This window comes from Peribacillus suis (assembly GCF_059384845.1).
This window is the reverse complement of record NZ_CM182019.1, coordinates 3,989,006-4,005,810: the sequence shown is the minus strand read 5'-3', so window position 1 is coordinate 4,005,810 and position 16,805 is coordinate 3,989,006. Positions and strand designations below refer to the sequence as shown.

The window sequence follows — 16,805 nt, the reverse complement described above, 5'->3', positions numbered from 1 at the left end:
TGATATTATGAGTATTCCAATTATTGAAGTCAACGGGTTACGAACGAGTTTTCGTACTGACGATGGAGAGATTCCTGTCGTGAACTCCATCGATTTTCATATCAATCCTGGTGAGGTGTTAGGAATTGTCGGGGAATCGGGCTGTGGGAAAAGCGTAACCTCTTTGTCTATCATGGGGCTTGTGCCTTCGCCTACCGGTAAGGTAGAAGGGGAAATATTGTTTAAGGGAAGTAACATTGCCAACGCATCTGAAGCTAAAATGAGAAAGATTCGGGGAAATGAAATCGCTATGATCTTCCAGGAACCAATGACAAGCTTGAACCCTGTCTTCACAATTGGAGAACAATTGGTGGAGACACTTCGGATACATAGAAAATGGAATAAAAAACAGGCCCGCCAAAGAGCGGTCGAAATGTTGAAGTTGGTTGGGCTTGGACGAGCCGAAGAACTGATAGATGAATACCCTCATCAGCTTTCGGGCGGGATGAGACAGCGTGTCATGATTGCCATGGCCATGATTTGTGAGCCAAAGCTACTTATAGCGGACGAGCCTACCACGGCCTTGGATGTCACGATTCAAGCCCAGATTTTAGAATTGATGAAGAACCTGAACAAGGAGACAGATACAGCAATCATGATGATCACCCATGACCTTGGTGTAGTGGCACAAATGTGTGAGCGTGTCATAGTCATGTATGCCGGAAGGGTGGTCGAGGAGGGAAAAGTGCAAACGGTTTTTCAAAACCCGAAGCATCCGTATACGATTGGCCTCCTGCAATCGATTCCTGATATGCGCGTAAAGAAGGAACGGCTTTATTCAATTCCTGGAAATGTGCCAAAACCGGGAACGAGCAAACTTGGCTGCCAGTTTGCCCCTCGCTGTTCTCATGCGATGGAGCAATGCCTGAATGAAACCCCGTCTCTTCTGGCGTTTGATGGAGGGCAACAAGTGCGTTGTTGGCTGTACGAAGATGCGAAAGGAGCACCATTGCATGACTCAACCATTAGTTAAGGTAGAAAACCTGAAGAAGCATTTCCCAATCAAAGGGGGAGTGCTCGGTAAAACGATCGGCGAGGTGAAAGCCGTCGATGGCTTGTCATTCTCCATAAACAAAGGGGAGACGCTTGGCCTTGTCGGTGAAAGCGGATGCGGTAAATCGACGACGGGCAGACTTTTGCTTCGATTACTCGAGCCAAGTGAAGGTAATGTCTACTTTGAGGGTAAGGACCTGACGACACTATCCACCCGTGAAATGAGGAAGATGCGCCGCGAAATGCAAATGGTCTTTCAAGATCCATTCGCCTCGCTCAATCCTAGGCACACGGTTGAAAAGATATTGGAAGAACCACTCATCGTCCATGGTGTCAAAGATAAGAAAGAACGGAAAAAGCGTGTGCAGGAGCTACTTAAGGTTGTTGGGTTAAGCAGTTACCATGCCAAACGATACCCACATCAGTTCAGTGGTGGTCAGAGGCAACGTATTGGCATCGCCAGGGCTCTAGCCGTCAATCCGAAGCTGATTATCGCGGATGAGCCTGTTTCGGCTTTGGATGTTTCCATTCAAGCACAGGTGTTAAATCTCCTACAAGATTTGCAGAGGGATTTTGACCTCACTTATCTTTTCATTGCCCATGATCTAGGAGTCGTTAGGCATATCTCGGATCGGGTAGGCGTGATGTATCTAGGACATATTGTTGAATTGACGGAAAGTGAAGGGCTTTATGAAGATCCGCTACATCCGTATACACAAGCCTTACTATCGGCGGTTCCGATTCCGGATGTAGAGTATAAGGGCGATAGGGTCATATTGCAAGGCGATGTCCCGAGTCCATCCAACCCGCCTAGCGGATGCACATTCCATACAAGGTGCCCGAAAGCGATGCCAGAATGCAAGACTGTAAAACCAATTTTACAGGAACACAAACCAGGTCACTACGTCTCTTGTCATTTATATAATTGATAGGACGTATACATAAATTTATAGAAAATAGGGGGAAGAATATGAAGAAGACATTAGCTTTATTGTTAACCAGTATTTTAGCCATTTCACTTGCGCTTGCTGGCTGTTCATCATCAACATCGAAAGATAAGGATGACGAAAAAGGCGGCTCAAGCGAGGCAAAGGGCGGCGGGGTTTTAATATACGGTAAAGGCGGAGATGCGGTTTCACTTGATCCTGCTATCGTAACGGATGGCGAGTCTTATATCGTCACACAGCAAATCTATGAAACACTTGTGAAATACGGAGAAGACAATACGGAAATCGAACCGGGTCTTGCAGAGTCATGGGAAGTTTCCGAAGATGCGAAAACTTATACGTTCAAGCTGAAAACAGGCATTAAGTTCCACGATGGCACGGATTTCAACGCGGAAGCGGTCGTTAAGAACTTTCAGCGCTGGGCAACAAGTAAGGATGAAGCGAAATTTGCTTACTATGCTTCCATGTTCGGTGGCTTTGAAGGTGACGAAGGCCACGTGATTAAAGAAGTAAAAGCTCTTGATGATAGCACAGTGGAATTCACACTAGTACGCCCACAAGCACCATTCTTGAAAAACGTTGCGATGTCACCATTTGCCATTGCAAGTCCAACGGCAGTTGAGAAAGATGGAGACAATTTCGGCAAGAATCCGTCTGGAACGGGTCCTTTCAAGTTCAAATCATGGAAACCAGGCGACACGATTGAAGTCGTGAAAAATGAAGACTATTGGCAAGAAGGATTGCCAAAACTTGATGGCATCACGTTTAAAGTCATCAAAGATAACTCGGCTCGTTTGAATGCAGCAATCAAAGGTGAAGTCGACCTAATGGACGGATTGAACCCAAGTGATATCAGCAAAGTGACAGGGGACAAAAATCTTCAAATCTTTGAACGTCCATCCATGAACGTTGGCTACTTTGGATTTAACGTTGAAAAAGCGCCATTTGATAAAAAAGAAGTGCGTCAAGCCATTTCCCATTTGATCAACAAACAGGAAATCATCGATAACTTCTTTGAAGGAACGGCTGAGCCTGCGAAGAACCCGATGCCACCATCCGTTTCTGGATACAATGATGAAATTGAAGACTACGATTACAATGTAGAAAAGGCAAAAGAACTTTTGAAAAAGGCTGGACTTGAAGATGGATTCAAAATGGATCTATGGGCCATGCCGGTACCACGTCCATATATGCCTGATGGTCAAAAAGTCGCTGAAGCCATTCAAGCAAGTCTGAAAGAAGTCAATATTGAAGCCAATATCAAGACGTATGAGTGGGCTGCATACTTGGAAAAAGTACAAGCCGGTGAAGCTCCATCATTCATGCTTGGCTGGACTGGCGATAATGGAGATGCCGATAACTTCCTTTATACATTATTGGATAAAGATACAATCGGTTCAAACAACTACTCTCGCTATGCAAACGAAGAAGTGCATAAATTATTGATTGAAGCTCAATCTACTGCAGATGAAGCGAAGCGTAATGAGTTATATGGAAAAGCACAGGAAATCATACATGAAGAAGCACCTTGGGTACCACTTGTACATTCGTTGCCACAATTAGCTGGTACTAAGACAATCAAAGGATTCGTTCCGCATCCTACAGGTTCTCAGTCTCTAATTAACGTGTCAATCGAAAATTAATTGTACGGACCGGGGGGTATGAATGTATGCTCCCCGGTTTTGTCATGCGAAGTTTAAAGAGGTAAAGAATGAAGGGCGATTAAAAGCCCATGTGTAAAAAAAGGCAGGTGAATGTTTTGTTTTCCTATACCATAAGACGTTTGGGTTCTCTCATTCCGGTGCTTCTCGGAATGGCGTTTATTGTATTCATGATGATTCGGGCGATACCGGGAAACCCCGCCCAGGTAATATTAGGGCAGCAGGCAACGAAAGAAGCCGTCGCTGCCATGACAAAGGAGCTTGGTTTGGACCAACCATGGTTCATTCAGTTCTGGGATTACTTAATTGGCCTGTTAACAGGCAATCTAGGGGTTTCTCTAAAAACGAATACCCCTGTTTCAGAGGAAATTTGGCCTTACTTGACGGCCACGATGGAATTGGCCCTGATTGCGATGATCATAGCGGTTATCATCGGCGTAAATGCCGGAATCATATCGGCATGGTTCCAAAATTCCTGGTTTGATTATACGGCCATGATCGTCGCCTTAATTGGCGTATCGATGCCGATATTCTGGCTTGGTCTTATGGAACAGTATCTCATTGCGATTCAGTGGGACTTGCTTCCAACAACTGGACGGGACAATATAAGAGACCCTGTGGAAGCGATAACGGGCTTTTATTTAATAGATACTCTTGTTTCCGGTAGATTCGATCAATTTATTGAAGTGGTGAAACATCTTATCTTACCGGGAATTGCACTTGCAACCATCCCGATGGCGATCATTGCGAGAATGACACGCTCATCCATGCTAGAAATCATGAGGTCCGATTTCATCCGGACGGCTCGCGCGAAGGGCATGAAAATGTTCTGGGTGGTTTATAAGCACTCCCTGAAAAATGCTTTAATTCCAGTGGTCACCGTTATCGGTCTGCAAACGGGTCTACTATTGGGTGGCGCGATTTTAACGGAAACCATCTTTGGATGGCCGGGTATTGGAACATATATCTATGAAGCTATCCTTTACCGGGATTATCCGGTTATTCAATCGGGAATTCTCGTCATCGCCTTTTTGTTCGTCATGATTAACTTGATTGTGGACCTTTTGTATGCAGCGATTGATCCTAGGATTAAATATAAATAGGGAGGATATCTCATGGCTGAAATTGTTACGAATACACCGCCGATCATTCCCCCTCAAGAGGTAGAGGAAAAAGCCATTTCTCCCTGGAAGGAAGGTTGGAAAAGCTTCAAGAAAAATAAGGTTGCCCTGGTTGGCCTCGGCATTGTCCTATTTTTCATTATACTGGCTATTTTCGCCCCGCTTATTGCACCCTATTCCTACGAAGGGCAGAAGCTCAGCGATAAACATTTGTCCCCTTCGTCAGAGCATTGGTTTGGCACGGATGAGTTTGGCCGCGATATCTTGAGCCGAATCATCTATGGCTCTCGCTTATCTCTATGGGTCGGCTTTTTATCGGTGGCCGGTTCTGTAGTGGTCGGATCTTTCCTCGGTATCATTGCCGGGTATTATGGCAAGTGGATCGACACGATCATTTCGAGGCTGTTTGACATTGTACTGGCGTTTCCGAGCATCCTGCTAGCCATAGCGGTTGTTGCCGTATTGGGACCATCTCTGCGCAATGCACTCATCGCGATTGCAATCGTCAATGTGCCTACGTTCGGTAGACTTTTGCGATCACGGGTTCTGACTGTAAAAGAAGAGGAGTATGTAACGGCCGCTAAGGCGATTGGTATGGGGGATGGTCGGATTTTGATTCACCACGTCCTGCCGAATAGCCTTGCGCCCATCATCGTTCAAGGGACTTTAGCGATCGCGACCGCCATCATTGAGTGTGCAGCGCTTGGATTCCTTGGGCTGGGTGCACAACCACCTTCACCTGAATGGGGAAAAATGCTTGCTGATTCGAGACAGTTCATCATTCAGGCGCCTTGGACCGTTCTATTCCCAGGGATCGCCATCATGTTGACCGTACTTGGCTTCAACCTGATGGGCGATGGCCTACGTGATGCATTGGATCCAAGAATGAAAAACTAAAGAGGAAGAGGCGGTGATTTTCATAATCACCGCCTTTTTTGCGCCTTGATATTTTCCATAATCTCTTAATGATGACAGGTATTGAAAAATAAACATATTATACTAGAGTCTTCTAGGAAAATAGTGACTATTATCTCTTAAATTCATGATAAAGGGTGTGATACTTTTATACCTATAAGGAAAAATATAGAAAATTCTAATTTTATAGGAGGAATCATTCATTGATTAAACGCATTTTGCCCATTCTAGCAATCTTTCTATTAGTATTTACAGCAACGGTTTCCGCTGCCAATCTTCCTGATCCTTCGATTGGAAAGAATGCGGGACAGAAAAATCAGGAAAGTATCCTGAAGTTGAAGAAAGAAGAGACAGATAAGAAGTACAAAACCGATGAAAAGGTCAGGGTTATCGTACAGATGAAGGAAGCCCCGGCCATTGAATATGCCTCTAAGGAAGGTAAACGATTTAAAGACCTTTCTAAAAGCAAAAGGGAAGAATTAAAGTCTAAAAAACTATCAGGCCAGAAAAAAGTGAAAAATAAAGTAAAAGAGAAGAAGATAGCTTTAAAGGAATTTGAAAGTTTCACGACAGTCTTGAATGGGTTCAGTGCAGAGCTACAATATGGAGAAGTCAAAGAAGTGGCAGCTTTGCCTGAAGTGGCTGAAGTACATATTGCGAATGAATATAAACGACCTGTTGAAAAACCGGATATGGTATATAGCAAGGAACTGGTCCAAGCCCAGGAAGCTTGGAGGGAGTACGGCTATACGGGGGAAGGGATGGTCGTCGGAATCATTGATACCGGGATTGACCCATCTCACCGTGACATGATCCTCAGTGATGCTTCAAAGGCGGAACTGACGAAAACGGAAGTCAGTGAAATGATACAAGCAAACCAGTTACTTGGAAAGTATTATACGGAAAAGGTCCCTTACGGATATAACTATATGGATGACAATCAAGAAATCCTCGATCTTGCTGAGGGAGCTTCGATGCATGGGATGCACGTTGCCGGGACCGCAGCGGCTAATGGGGATGAAGAGAATGGCGGCATTAAAGGGGTGGCCCCTGAAGCCCAGCTTTTAGCTTTGAAGGTGTTCGGGAATGACCCTGCTGTGAAGACGACCTGGGGGGATATTTACATCAAGGCCATTGATGATGCCATTATTCTTGGGGCAGATGTCTTGAACATGAGTCTTGGTTCGACGGCAGGCTTCGTCTCAGAGGAAGATCCTGAGCAACAGGCCGTATCAAGGGCCGTGGAAAATGGAATCGTGATGTCGATTTCCGCAGGAAACTCTGCCCACTTCGGAAATGGGTTCGCGAATCCATGGGCAACGAATCCAGACATCGGCATAGCGGGTTCTCCGGGACTTGCCTATGATTCGCTTCAAGTGGCATCGATTGAAAACAACTATCTTGATTTAGATGCTGCTACCTATCAGTTGAACGGGCAGGAAGGGAAAGCACCGTTCATGTCGGCTTCCAGTGTGCATCCTAACGCTTTAAAGGAAAAGACGCACGAACTAGTCGATGCAGGCCTTGGAACCCCTGAGGAACTAGCCAAGGTGGATGTCAAAGGCAAGTTTGCCCTTATCGAGCGTGGGGGAATCACTTTTATCGAAAAAGCGCAAAATGCTCAGAATGCAGGAGCAACAGGTGTCATCATCTATAACAATGCCGATGGATACGTATCCATGGCAACAGAGCCTAGCATAACGATTCCACAGCTATTCATGCTTAAATCGGATGGTGCGAAGCTGCAAGCCGCCTTATCGGAAGGTGAAAAAGTGACGCTCACTTTCAAGGGGGATAAGGTGAAATCAGCTAATCCCGAGGCTGGGAAAATGAGTGCTTTTACTTCATGGGGCGTCGCGCCGAACCTTGATTTCAAACCGGAAATCACAGCGCCGGGCGGACAAATCTATTCGACATTGAACAATGATGAATACGGCATGATGAGCGGTACATCGATGGCGGCTCCTCACGTAGCGGGAGGCTCTGCCCTCGTATTGGAAAGAGTCGATAAAGACTTGAATGCAAAAGGTTTCGATCGGGCAAATCTGGCCAAAAACCTAATGATGAATACCTCTCGACCTGTAACCGATCAAGGCATGGTCAATGCTGCATTTGGATGGGATATTCCCTACTCGCCGCGCAGGCAGGGAGCCGGGATCATGCAATTGAATTCCGCGTTGGCTACGCCGGTGGTCGTGACCGAGGCATTTACGAATGTTGCGAAGGTTGCATTGAAAGAAGTTGGAAATACGTTCGCTTTTACTTTGAAGGTTGAAAATATAAGTGACGAAGCGGTCAAATATGATGTATTGGGGAATATCCAAACAGACTATTCGATTCAGGGACAGCTTGGTTATGCAGCCAATCAATTAGAAGCACAGGAAATTCAGGATGCTACGATAAAAATCAATAACCGTGAACAAGAAGAAATCACTATACCTGCAAAGAAATCGGTCAACATTGAAGTGAAGGTGGACCTATCCAAGGCTAAGGTGCTTGGGGACGACCTCCAAACGCCAGTCGCAATCGATAAGGTCTTTCCAAATGGGTACTTTGTTGAAGGGTTCGTGACACTGAAAGACCCGGCAGACAATAATCCAGAACTGAACGTTCCATATGTAGGGTTCAAAGGAGAATGGGACAAGGCACCTATCTTGGACGGGACGAAATATGATGAGGAATCATACTACGGCATGGCTGGGGCGGTATCAACTGCAGGTGAAGACTTTACCTACCTGGGTTATGAGCCGGTTGGAAAGATATTTGACCGGAAATATATCGCGATCTCCCCGAATGGCGATGGAGCGCAGGATGATTTTATCCCGATTCTATCATTCTTGAGAAATGCGAAAAAAGTAGAATTTAATATCATGGATGACTCGAAAAAATCGGTCCGGACAATCCTTACGGAGAATCAGGTGCGGAAGGACTATTATGACGGCGGAAGCGGGACGGCCTATACGTTAGACCCCGCCCGTAAATGGGATGGCAAAATCAATAATAAGCTCGTTGCAGACGGCGAATATATCTATGAAGTCAAAGCAGTGATCGATTACGAGGGAGCTAAATGGCAGACGTATAAGATCCCTGTCAAAGTCGATACAGTGGCGCCTATGGTCAAGATTTCAAAAAGTGGCAAGGTGGTCGCCATTGAAGGATCGGATAATGCCAATGGATCAGGCTTGGCGTATTACGATGTGCAGATAGACGGGAAATCAATCATAACGGAACCGCTAGCTGCGGATACAAAGGAATATACTTTGCCGGATGTGAAGGGTGAGAAAGTACAGGTTGTTGCCATTGACTTCGCAGGTAATGAAAAGACAGCTGAAGCGGACTTGACTCAGGATACGGAGCCGGTAGAAAAAGATAAAGCGGCCCCATCCGTCTTTATCACGAGTCCTGAAGTGATGAGCGTGACCAATACGAAGAATGTGACGATTACGGGGTACATTAAAGAAGCATCTGGCATCAATGAATTCAAGATCGACGATAAAAATGTCCCAGTGAAATATAATGAAGAGAAGAAACAATACGAATTCTCGTATAAAAAGAAATACAATGACGGCGTCCAAAGCTTCGTGGTTAAAGCAACGGACATAGTCGGTAATACAATTTCCTTCAAACGGATGTTCATGGTGGACACAAAGAAACCAAGCTTGAAGGTCAAAGGAGCACCCCTGATGGTAGGGGCCAAAAAACCGAACCCGAAAGTGGATGTGACCGTCGAGGACAACTTCGATGAAATCCGCCTTTACTTGAACGGAAGTGAAGTATTCTATCATGAATTTAAGGAACCGTACAAAATGCGTTCTTTTAAAGAAACGATAGAGGATGTTGAGTTGCCACTTGAAGTGGGCAACAATACATTCGAATGGAAGGTCACGGATATTGCCGGAAATGAGACGAAGAAAACGACCTACATCTATAAAGCGAAACGATAATAGAATGGCAGTTCCCTTTTTACAGAGGGGGCTGCTTTTCTTATGTTTAGGCTGCGTATACACCCTTTCACACGTTTTATGGATTATTACGTTGCTTATAACGTAATCCATGAGAAGCATTCTTTTTTTGAAATAGAGAAGGAAAATAAAATGATGATACCGAAATAGGTATATGGAACTAAACAAGAGGAGGAAATCGATGAATTTTAAAAAAGGTCTGACTACGAAGGAATATGGTCGTGGTGTTACAGTTAAATATGAAAATTATGATAGGTCACTAGCAAAAACGAGTTTCTTTGATGCACTTCAACTTGCTAATTCTCCATTTGAAAAGGAACCCCGGCACGATTCGTCTTATCAAGAATATCCGCTTATTCCGGATGTAACCCTTTCGCTTTTTGAAAAGGATATGGCTAAGACTTCGATCACATATGATCCCCATAGAGAAAAGGTCATCATTGAAGAACGCTCAGAGAGATATTTGCCCAATAAAGGTGAAGCGCTTACAACAGCATTGGAGCATATCATGATCAGTCATGGAAATTACCAATCTTTTTTTATAGTCAATCCGAAAGATTGGAACACAAAAAGAAAAACCACCCATAGCTTGAAACCCGATTAATCAGGAAAGCTATTGAGTGGTCTAACTAGCAAAACTTAGTGAAGAGAGACGAGGTCCTTGATTTCATCAGTGGAAAGTTCTGTGATCCAGTTATCACTACTGATGATTTCATCGTTCAGCGCCTGTTTTTTGTCGAGCATCTGATCGATCTTTTCTTCAAGCGTCCCGGTACATATCAATTTATGAACGTGAACGAACCGCTGTTGCCCGATGCGGTAGGCACGGTCAGTGGCTTGATTTTCAACCGCAGGATTCCACCAGCGATCATAGTGAATGACATGGTTTGCCGCCGTTAAATTCAGGCCTGTGCCCCCAGCCTTCAACGAAAGGATGAAGATTGGGAAATCGCCATTTTGGAAGCGGGTGATCATATCATCACGCTGTTTCTTGTTCGCACTTCCGTTCAGGAAGGGAACTTCAAAGCCATAGCGTTTTTCGAGCAGTTTTTTCATCATGTTCCCCATACCGATGTATTGGGTGAAAATGAGGCAGCTTTCCTCCTGCTCGCGGACAGCATCCACGATTTCCGTTAGCTTCTCAAGCTTCCCGGATCGGCTAGCTGCCATCATGATGTTTTCCTTTTCAGTTTCCTTTAGATAAAGGGCAGGGTGATTGCAGAGCTGTTTCAGTTTATTCAGCATCTGCAGAATGATCCCTTTGCGTTCAAAGGTGGACAACTGCTCGATGTCTGCAAAGGTATCCTTGATTAGCTGTTCATATAATGAAGCCTGCTCGGTGGTGAGCGGCACGAATTCTTTTTGTTCCTGCTTATCAGGCAGGTTCAATGCGACCTCTTTATCCCGTTTTGTCCGACGAAGCAGGAAGGGCTGAATTAAGCGTTGCAGCTCTTTGATTTTATCTTTTTGTTCTTCCCGCTCGATGGTGGTCACGTATTTTTCCTGGAATTGACCAAGCGTTCCCAGGTAGCCTTTGTTAATGAAATCAAAGATGGCCCATAACTCGCTTAAGCGGTTTTCCATCGGTGTACCCGTTAAGGCAATATGATGACGTCCATCAAGCTTGCGGACCGCCCTGGATTGCTTCGTTTGGGCGTTTTTGATATTCTGTGCTTCATCAAGGATGACGCTGCTCCAATGGATGGAGGACAATTCCTCCACATCTTGGTGGGTCAGGCCATACGAAGTCAGGATGATGTCGTGGGTAGCAGCTTTTTTAATGAACGCATCACCCTTGGACCGACTCGAACCGTAATGAAGGTGAACCTTGAGTGATGGAGCGAATTTTTCCAGTTCCTTCTGCCAGTTGCCGAGTACCGATGTAGGGCAGACAATCAACGCGGCCTGAACAGGAACATGATCAGGCGGGTTGGTGATTACTTCGACCTCATCGGCGCTTTCCGTTTCACTTTCCTCATCGACAATGATGGGTTCGCTCGTTTGCACCTTTTCCTCATGGGTAGGTAGCTCCTTGTCAGTCGCTTCGGCATTCTTGACATAAAGGAGGTAGGCAATCATCTGGACAGTTTTCCCAAGTCCCATATCGTCGGCGAGACACGCGCCAAAACCATATTCCCTTAAGAACAGAAGCCAGCTCATGCCCAGTTTTTGATAGGGACGTAAATCACCTTGCAGTGTCCCAGGGACTGGCATGATCGAAATGTTCTTGGTTTCCCGCAGTCGTCCGACCATTTTTCTAAGCTCCTGATTCAATTCGAATTGAATTCGGAGCATTTCGCCGTTTTCAGGGTCATCCTCGATTTCTTCCCCTTCACTATTTAAAAGCTCCTGTTGCAGCAAATCGGTCAGTTGGATGCCTTTTTCATTGGCAGTTTCCATCAGACTCTGGATTTGCTTGATGAAAGCGGGGTCGAGCTTGACCCATTGGCCACGGATATAGACAAGCCTGCGCTTCTCATCGACGAGCTCCGCGAACTCGGACTCAGTGAGCTCCTTACCGTTCAGGGAGAATCTCCAGTCGAAGTCCATCAATGCTTTCAGCCCAACGTAGGAAGGGCCGCGATTCGATTGGCTCTTCACTTTTGCCTTCACTTTGAGGGAGGATTCCTTCAAAGCGACCCACCAGGATGGAAGGAGGATTTCGACACCGAGAAATAGCAGCTTTTCGCTTGCATCGGTCAAAAACTCCCAGGCATCGATTTCGGAAAGCTCGCTTTTTAACCGGCCCTTTTCCCCGATCCATGGGACGACAAGCTGCCAGCGTTTCGTCGCCCGTACGACTTCACTTGCGTACTTATTCCAGCCACGCGGCAATTTCTTGCCAGTATACGTTTCGATGATGCTTTCATCTTTTTTAGAGCGAAGCGTGACGGCTAGCTTCCATGGGCCATTTCCTTCAGGTGGTTCGGTTAAGCGTAGGCCAATGGTGAAGGGTTTAGGATCCGAGTTAACGCCAAGCCATTCCTGCCAGCTGTCCTGATCGAAAAAGGCCTGCAACTCTTCCGGAGAAAGCCTTGAATCCTTTAAGGCCCCAACTGCTTCGCTCCATTTATTGTGCATCGGCGAGTAGGTCTTCAAATACATATTAGCGGCGCCATTATACCATTTCTCGATAAAGGTCCGATTGGTTTCCACTTCAGGTGAAGGGAGGTCCAAAGGAATCTCCTCTTCCCAAAAGGAAGGAAGGAATTCTTCTTCGACCTCTTCCGGCAGTTTCCAACCGATGGAGTCCAACTGTAAATTCGTGAAATCGGGCACAGGAATCCCCGCTTCAATCGATTCATGAAGTACGGGGGCTGCGGATAGGCATAAGGATGAGAGCTCGGACCATTCCCATTCTATAAAGGAGTTAAAGCTTTCCTTCGCGAAAAAGTTCAGCAGTCCCCAGGCATCAAGAATGAAAACAGGGTTTTCGTTTATTGTATCTGTCGTCATTTTTGTGCCATAAAAACTGGCGTCATCCCAGTTGAACAGCAGTCTTCGAATGTAACTTGTATTGAGGAAGCTATTCTCTTCATTGACGACACCAAGGACGTAGGATCCATTTTCGAGAGCCGCTATTTTGATTTTTAATTTTCCTGTATTAAACATCGATTAGCTTTCCCCTTTTTAATTCTTCTTGAAAAGCGCGCAGTCGTTTCGTCGAATCGACTACATATTGCATATACCGTTCGAATACCTCTTCCTTTTTCATCTTTTTATAGATGGTACGCATCTTTTTCAAATAACGGACTGCCTGTTTATAGGCTGGCCTGTTTTTCAAGGACACTTTTTCCTGTACCGCATGATAATAGAGGGGAAGCATCACTTCCGGATCCTTTGAGACGACTTCCTTGATGGATTCAGTGCTTATTAAGTCAATGCTGATTTCGGAGTAGATATGCATCTCCACCCATTTTTTATATTGGCCCTGTTCAAAAAGAAAGTTCGCATAGTTCCAATAGCTATGGGGAAGGGTAGCCCGAAAGAATTTCTCAAGCAAGTCATTCCGCTTCAACTTAAAGCAACAGCTTGTGATCAGGGTCGTGAAGGTCCGGACAAAATCGACCCGCTGATAATAATCGGATAGGTCAATCAAGAATTCCTGAACATGGGCGTTGATGAATTCAATGAAAGGAATGGCCCGGGTACGGTCCTCTGAATCGGAAAGGAACTCCAGCCAATAAAAAATATACGGACAGGCTTCCTTCTTCAATTCGTGGAGAAGCTCGATCGCTTGTCGGTCCTGATTCTCCATCAGAGATAGGTGAATCGTAGCCAGGGTATAGGAAATGCGCTCCGTCGTGCCTGCATATTGCTTGGGCAGTTCCTCCTGAACTCGGTTTAGCTCCTCTTTACGCCACGAAGATGTGGTGAACAGGTAGCTCCAGATTTCCCGGTAGAGGTCGATTTTTTCATACTCCAGCCCTTCGCTGCCATCCAGTAGCTTCGCTACATCTTCCTTAATGCTAAAGACGAAGGGGTCAAAAGCAAAGGGACGGGCCTGTCTGCTAAGTGGCTGCACCGTTTCATGAAGCTCTTCGGCCAAATCGGCGGCGAGCGCATAAAAGACACGGACCGCTTGGGTGTTGCTTTTATGTAGCTGGATCATTCTCATAGTCAGCTGCAATGTACAAAAATGGGTCACAAAATGATAAAGCAGCTTCCATTCCCGTTCCATCGGGGTTTTGGAGCTGAGACGTTTAAAGAAAGTCTGTATATGATTCTCAATCATGTAAGGCGGTTCCTCTATATAAGGCTCCACTTGCTCAGTGAAGGTATCGTGCACGAATTGCTTCCATGATGGATAGCTTTTTTCTAAAATGATGGATTTCTCCTTTGTATGTTTAAATATTTCACTTGCCCGCTTTACCTGCTGCAAAGCCTGGGTAGGTGTGGATTTTGGCGCGTTCCATTCGCTAACCCAATCGGACACACTGGCGTGCTCGGAATATCCGGAGAAGAATACGGCCATTTGGTGTCGGCAAATAAACCTGGAATCGCAGGTGCAGCTTCCATCCTGAGGGAAAAGTAAATTCAGCCTTGCCTTATAGCGCGTGCCATCCTGCACCTCCGCGGTAATCAAGTCTTCCGCTTCCTCTTTCAGATCAACGAGCCCCTGGCGATATAACTGAAGACCCTCATTCACAACAGCCAAATCATCCGGATCACCGGGCTCCAACAACTCCGCCAGCCGATCCCCAACAAACAACAACTCCCGCTCCATACTCTCCTCCTTTTTGGGGTCACCTTTAGGGGTCAGACCCCATTTCCCAAAATTATATTTTTGTATTATCATTGATCTATCAGTACTTTAACAACACCGGATGGGGGTCAGACCCTATTTCCCGGCATAGGAAAGGATGATGTTCATGCCTCGTAGACCGAGGATATGGTACCCTGGTGCGATGTACCATATTACTAGCCGCGGCAACCGCCGCAGTGATATTTTTTTAGACGACAAGGATCGCCTTCGTTACCTGCGTTATGTAGAGGAAACGAAAGAAAGGTATTACTTCGAACTCCATAGCTACTGCCTCATGACGAACCACGTGCATCTACTCCTCGAAACGAAACAACACCCGATTAGTGATATTATGCATAAGCTGAATTCCCGCTATGCCATCTCCTTCAATAAACGGCATGACCATGATGGTCACCTCTTCCAAGGTCGTTACCATTCCGTCTTAATCGAATCGATCGAGCAATTCACTGCCACGAGCCGTTATATCCATTTAAACCCTGTACAAGCCAATATCGTCAAAAACCCCGCCGAATATAAGTGGAGCAGCTACAAAGTCTTCCAAACAGGAAAACCAAGCAAACACGTCAACCCCACACGAATCCTTCATTACTTCCAAACCCCACAGAACTATGAAACCTACGTCATGCGGGGGTCAGACCCTATTTCCCAAACTTAACAAAAATCCAAAAACCTTTGCCAGTCAAGGGGTATGGAACATTCGGTAAGGGGTCAGACCCCATTTCCCGGCACCATTTCGAGGTCATCTCTTTATTATACTTCATTTGGGCTTGGAATTTGAAATGTTGTATACAGGTTTTGGAATATGTTGTGGTCGGAATGTGAAAAGCCATTCCCTGAATGGGGAATGGCTTGGTGTTAATTTGTTTCTACGAGAGCTTCCCACACTTTGAATTTCTCATCGATAAAGGTGACAAAACGGTTTTGTTTTTGTAAATCGAATATGAGGCGGGCTCGTTCCATATATTTTTTCGCTTGTTTATAGTTATTTTGCAATTCGTAGTTATATCCCAGGTGGTAATGGAGTTCAGCTAAAAGGTATAGGTGGTCTTCCTCCAAGCACCATTTGATTGCTTTTGTACAATATATAATGGAAGCTTCATAATCCTCTAAGCGGGTGGAAACCCTTGAGGAATTGTAGAAAAGCCTGGTCTTTATCGTTTTATCATTTAAATAAGGCAAGTGGTTCATATGAGTAAGAGCCAGTTTGTATGTACATAAAGCTTTTTCATAGAGTCGTTCTTCGAAATAGATCACACCCATACTTAGCAAATATTCGATTTCCCGTTCGGAATACATCTTATCCGTTATATCGGATAAAGAGATGGCTTCCTCTAGGTACTGTATCGCTTTATCTATGTCATGGTTTACCATATACTCATAAATCCCTTTATGCCACACGAGCAATTGATGATTTTGCTTGTTTTGCGTGAATAGGGGGTTATTTTCCTCTGCCTTTACAATTTCCTTCATCTCTTGGTAGTTCATTGTTCGTCGAGCTATTTTTAATTGATGAGAAACTTCCTGTACATAATCTAAGCGGGGTGTCATACCGATGTCGAAGAAGTAATTGACATCAACCCCTAGTCTTTTAGAAATTAAATATAGAGTAGTGGCATAGGGATAGACCACGCCTTTTTCAATTTTGCTAATCTGTGCTTGCGTGCAAATTCCTTCTGCAAGTTCCTCTTGTGAAAGACCAATTTGTTTTCTTAGTTCTTTTATTTTCTTCCCAACCGCTGAAAAATCCATGTTAACTCTCCTTAAAATATGCCTAGAGTTATATTTATAGTGAAAAATAGAAGAATAAATAAGAATGGTTTATTTTCTTTATGTAATGTGTATGACCACAACGAAAACGCATTTGATAAAACTATGGTTAAATACAACTATAGAATTTATTT

Annotated in this window: 11 protein-coding genes; 8 read left to right on the top strand and 3 right to left on the bottom strand. The window is 45.0% G+C overall.

The genetic code is table 11. The features are described from left to right. Positions 1–7: 7 nt before the first annotated feature. The 7 genes from AC503W_RS19580 to AC503W_RS19550 all read left to right on the top strand — a co-directional run bounded on the left by AC503W_RS19580 (position 8) and on the right by AC503W_RS19550 (position 10,242). On the top strand, positions 8–1,012 hold the full coding sequence (locus tag AC503W_RS19580) for an ABC transporter ATP-binding protein (RefSeq protein WP_427685914.1): 1,005 nt from the start codon (positions 8–10) through the stop codon (positions 1,010–1,012). Continuing rightward, entirely contained in the window at positions 993–1,961 is a 969-nt protein-coding gene (locus tag AC503W_RS19575) for an ABC transporter ATP-binding protein (RefSeq protein ID WP_402954822.1), read from the top strand. The genes AC503W_RS19580 and AC503W_RS19575 overlap by 20 nt, the downstream gene beginning before the upstream one ends. Before the next feature lie 41 nt (positions 1,962–2,002). Beyond that, the gene (locus AC503W_RS19570; protein ID WP_427685912.1) at positions 2,003–3,622 is read left to right on the top strand and encodes an ABC transporter substrate-binding protein; all 1,620 of its coding nucleotides are present in this window, start codon (positions 2,003–2,005) and stop codon (positions 3,620–3,622) included. Positions 3,623–3,738: 116 nt separating this feature from the next. Next, positions 3,739–4,743, top strand: a complete 1,005-nt coding sequence (locus AC503W_RS19565; protein WP_427686050.1) for an ABC transporter permease — start codon at positions 3,739–3,741, stop codon at positions 4,741–4,743. 12 nt (positions 4,744–4,755) lie between these two features. After that, positions 4,756–5,658: an ABC transporter permease gene (locus AC503W_RS19560; RefSeq protein WP_402870427.1), complete on the top strand. Its 903-nt coding sequence runs from the start codon at positions 4,756–4,758 to the stop codon at positions 5,656–5,658. Between the two features lie 221 nt (positions 5,659–5,879). Then, positions 5,880–9,620, top strand: coding sequence for a S8 family serine peptidase (locus AC503W_RS19555; RefSeq protein ID WP_427685910.1), 3,741 nt, complete (start codon positions 5,880–5,882; stop codon positions 9,618–9,620). 199 nt (positions 9,621–9,819) lie between these two features. Then, complete coding sequence (locus tag AC503W_RS19550) at positions 9,820–10,242, top strand: hypothetical protein (protein WP_402954813.1); 423 nt, start codon at positions 9,820–9,822, stop codon at positions 10,240–10,242. Between the two features lie 35 nt (positions 10,243–10,277). Here AC503W_RS19550 and AC503W_RS19545 read toward each other — a convergent pair whose 3' ends face one another. Continuing rightward, positions 10,278–13,250: a DEAD/DEAH box helicase gene (locus AC503W_RS19545; protein WP_427685908.1), complete on the bottom strand. Its 2,973-nt coding sequence runs from the start codon at positions 13,248–13,250 to the stop codon at positions 10,278–10,280. After that, positions 13,243–14,865, bottom strand: a complete 1,623-nt coding sequence (locus AC503W_RS19540; protein WP_427685906.1) for a hypothetical protein — start codon at positions 14,863–14,865, stop codon at positions 13,243–13,245. Before AC503W_RS19540 ends, AC503W_RS19545 begins: the two co-directional genes overlap by 8 nt. 145 nt (positions 14,866–15,010) lie before the next feature. Between AC503W_RS19540 and AC503W_RS19535 the strand changes: the two genes are divergently transcribed. Beyond that, a complete protein-coding gene (locus AC503W_RS19535) occupies positions 15,011–15,559 on the top strand; it encodes an REP-associated tyrosine transposase (protein WP_427685905.1) in 549 nt (182 codons plus the stop codon). A 200-nt stretch (positions 15,560–15,759) separates the two neighbouring features. Here AC503W_RS19535 and AC503W_RS19530 read toward each other — a convergent pair whose 3' ends face one another. Next, the gene (locus tag AC503W_RS19530; RefSeq protein ID WP_427685903.1) at positions 15,760–16,653 is read right to left on the bottom strand and encodes a helix-turn-helix domain-containing protein; all 894 of its coding nucleotides are present in this window, start codon (positions 16,651–16,653) and stop codon (positions 15,760–15,762) included. Positions 16,654–16,805 lie beyond the last annotated feature (152 nt).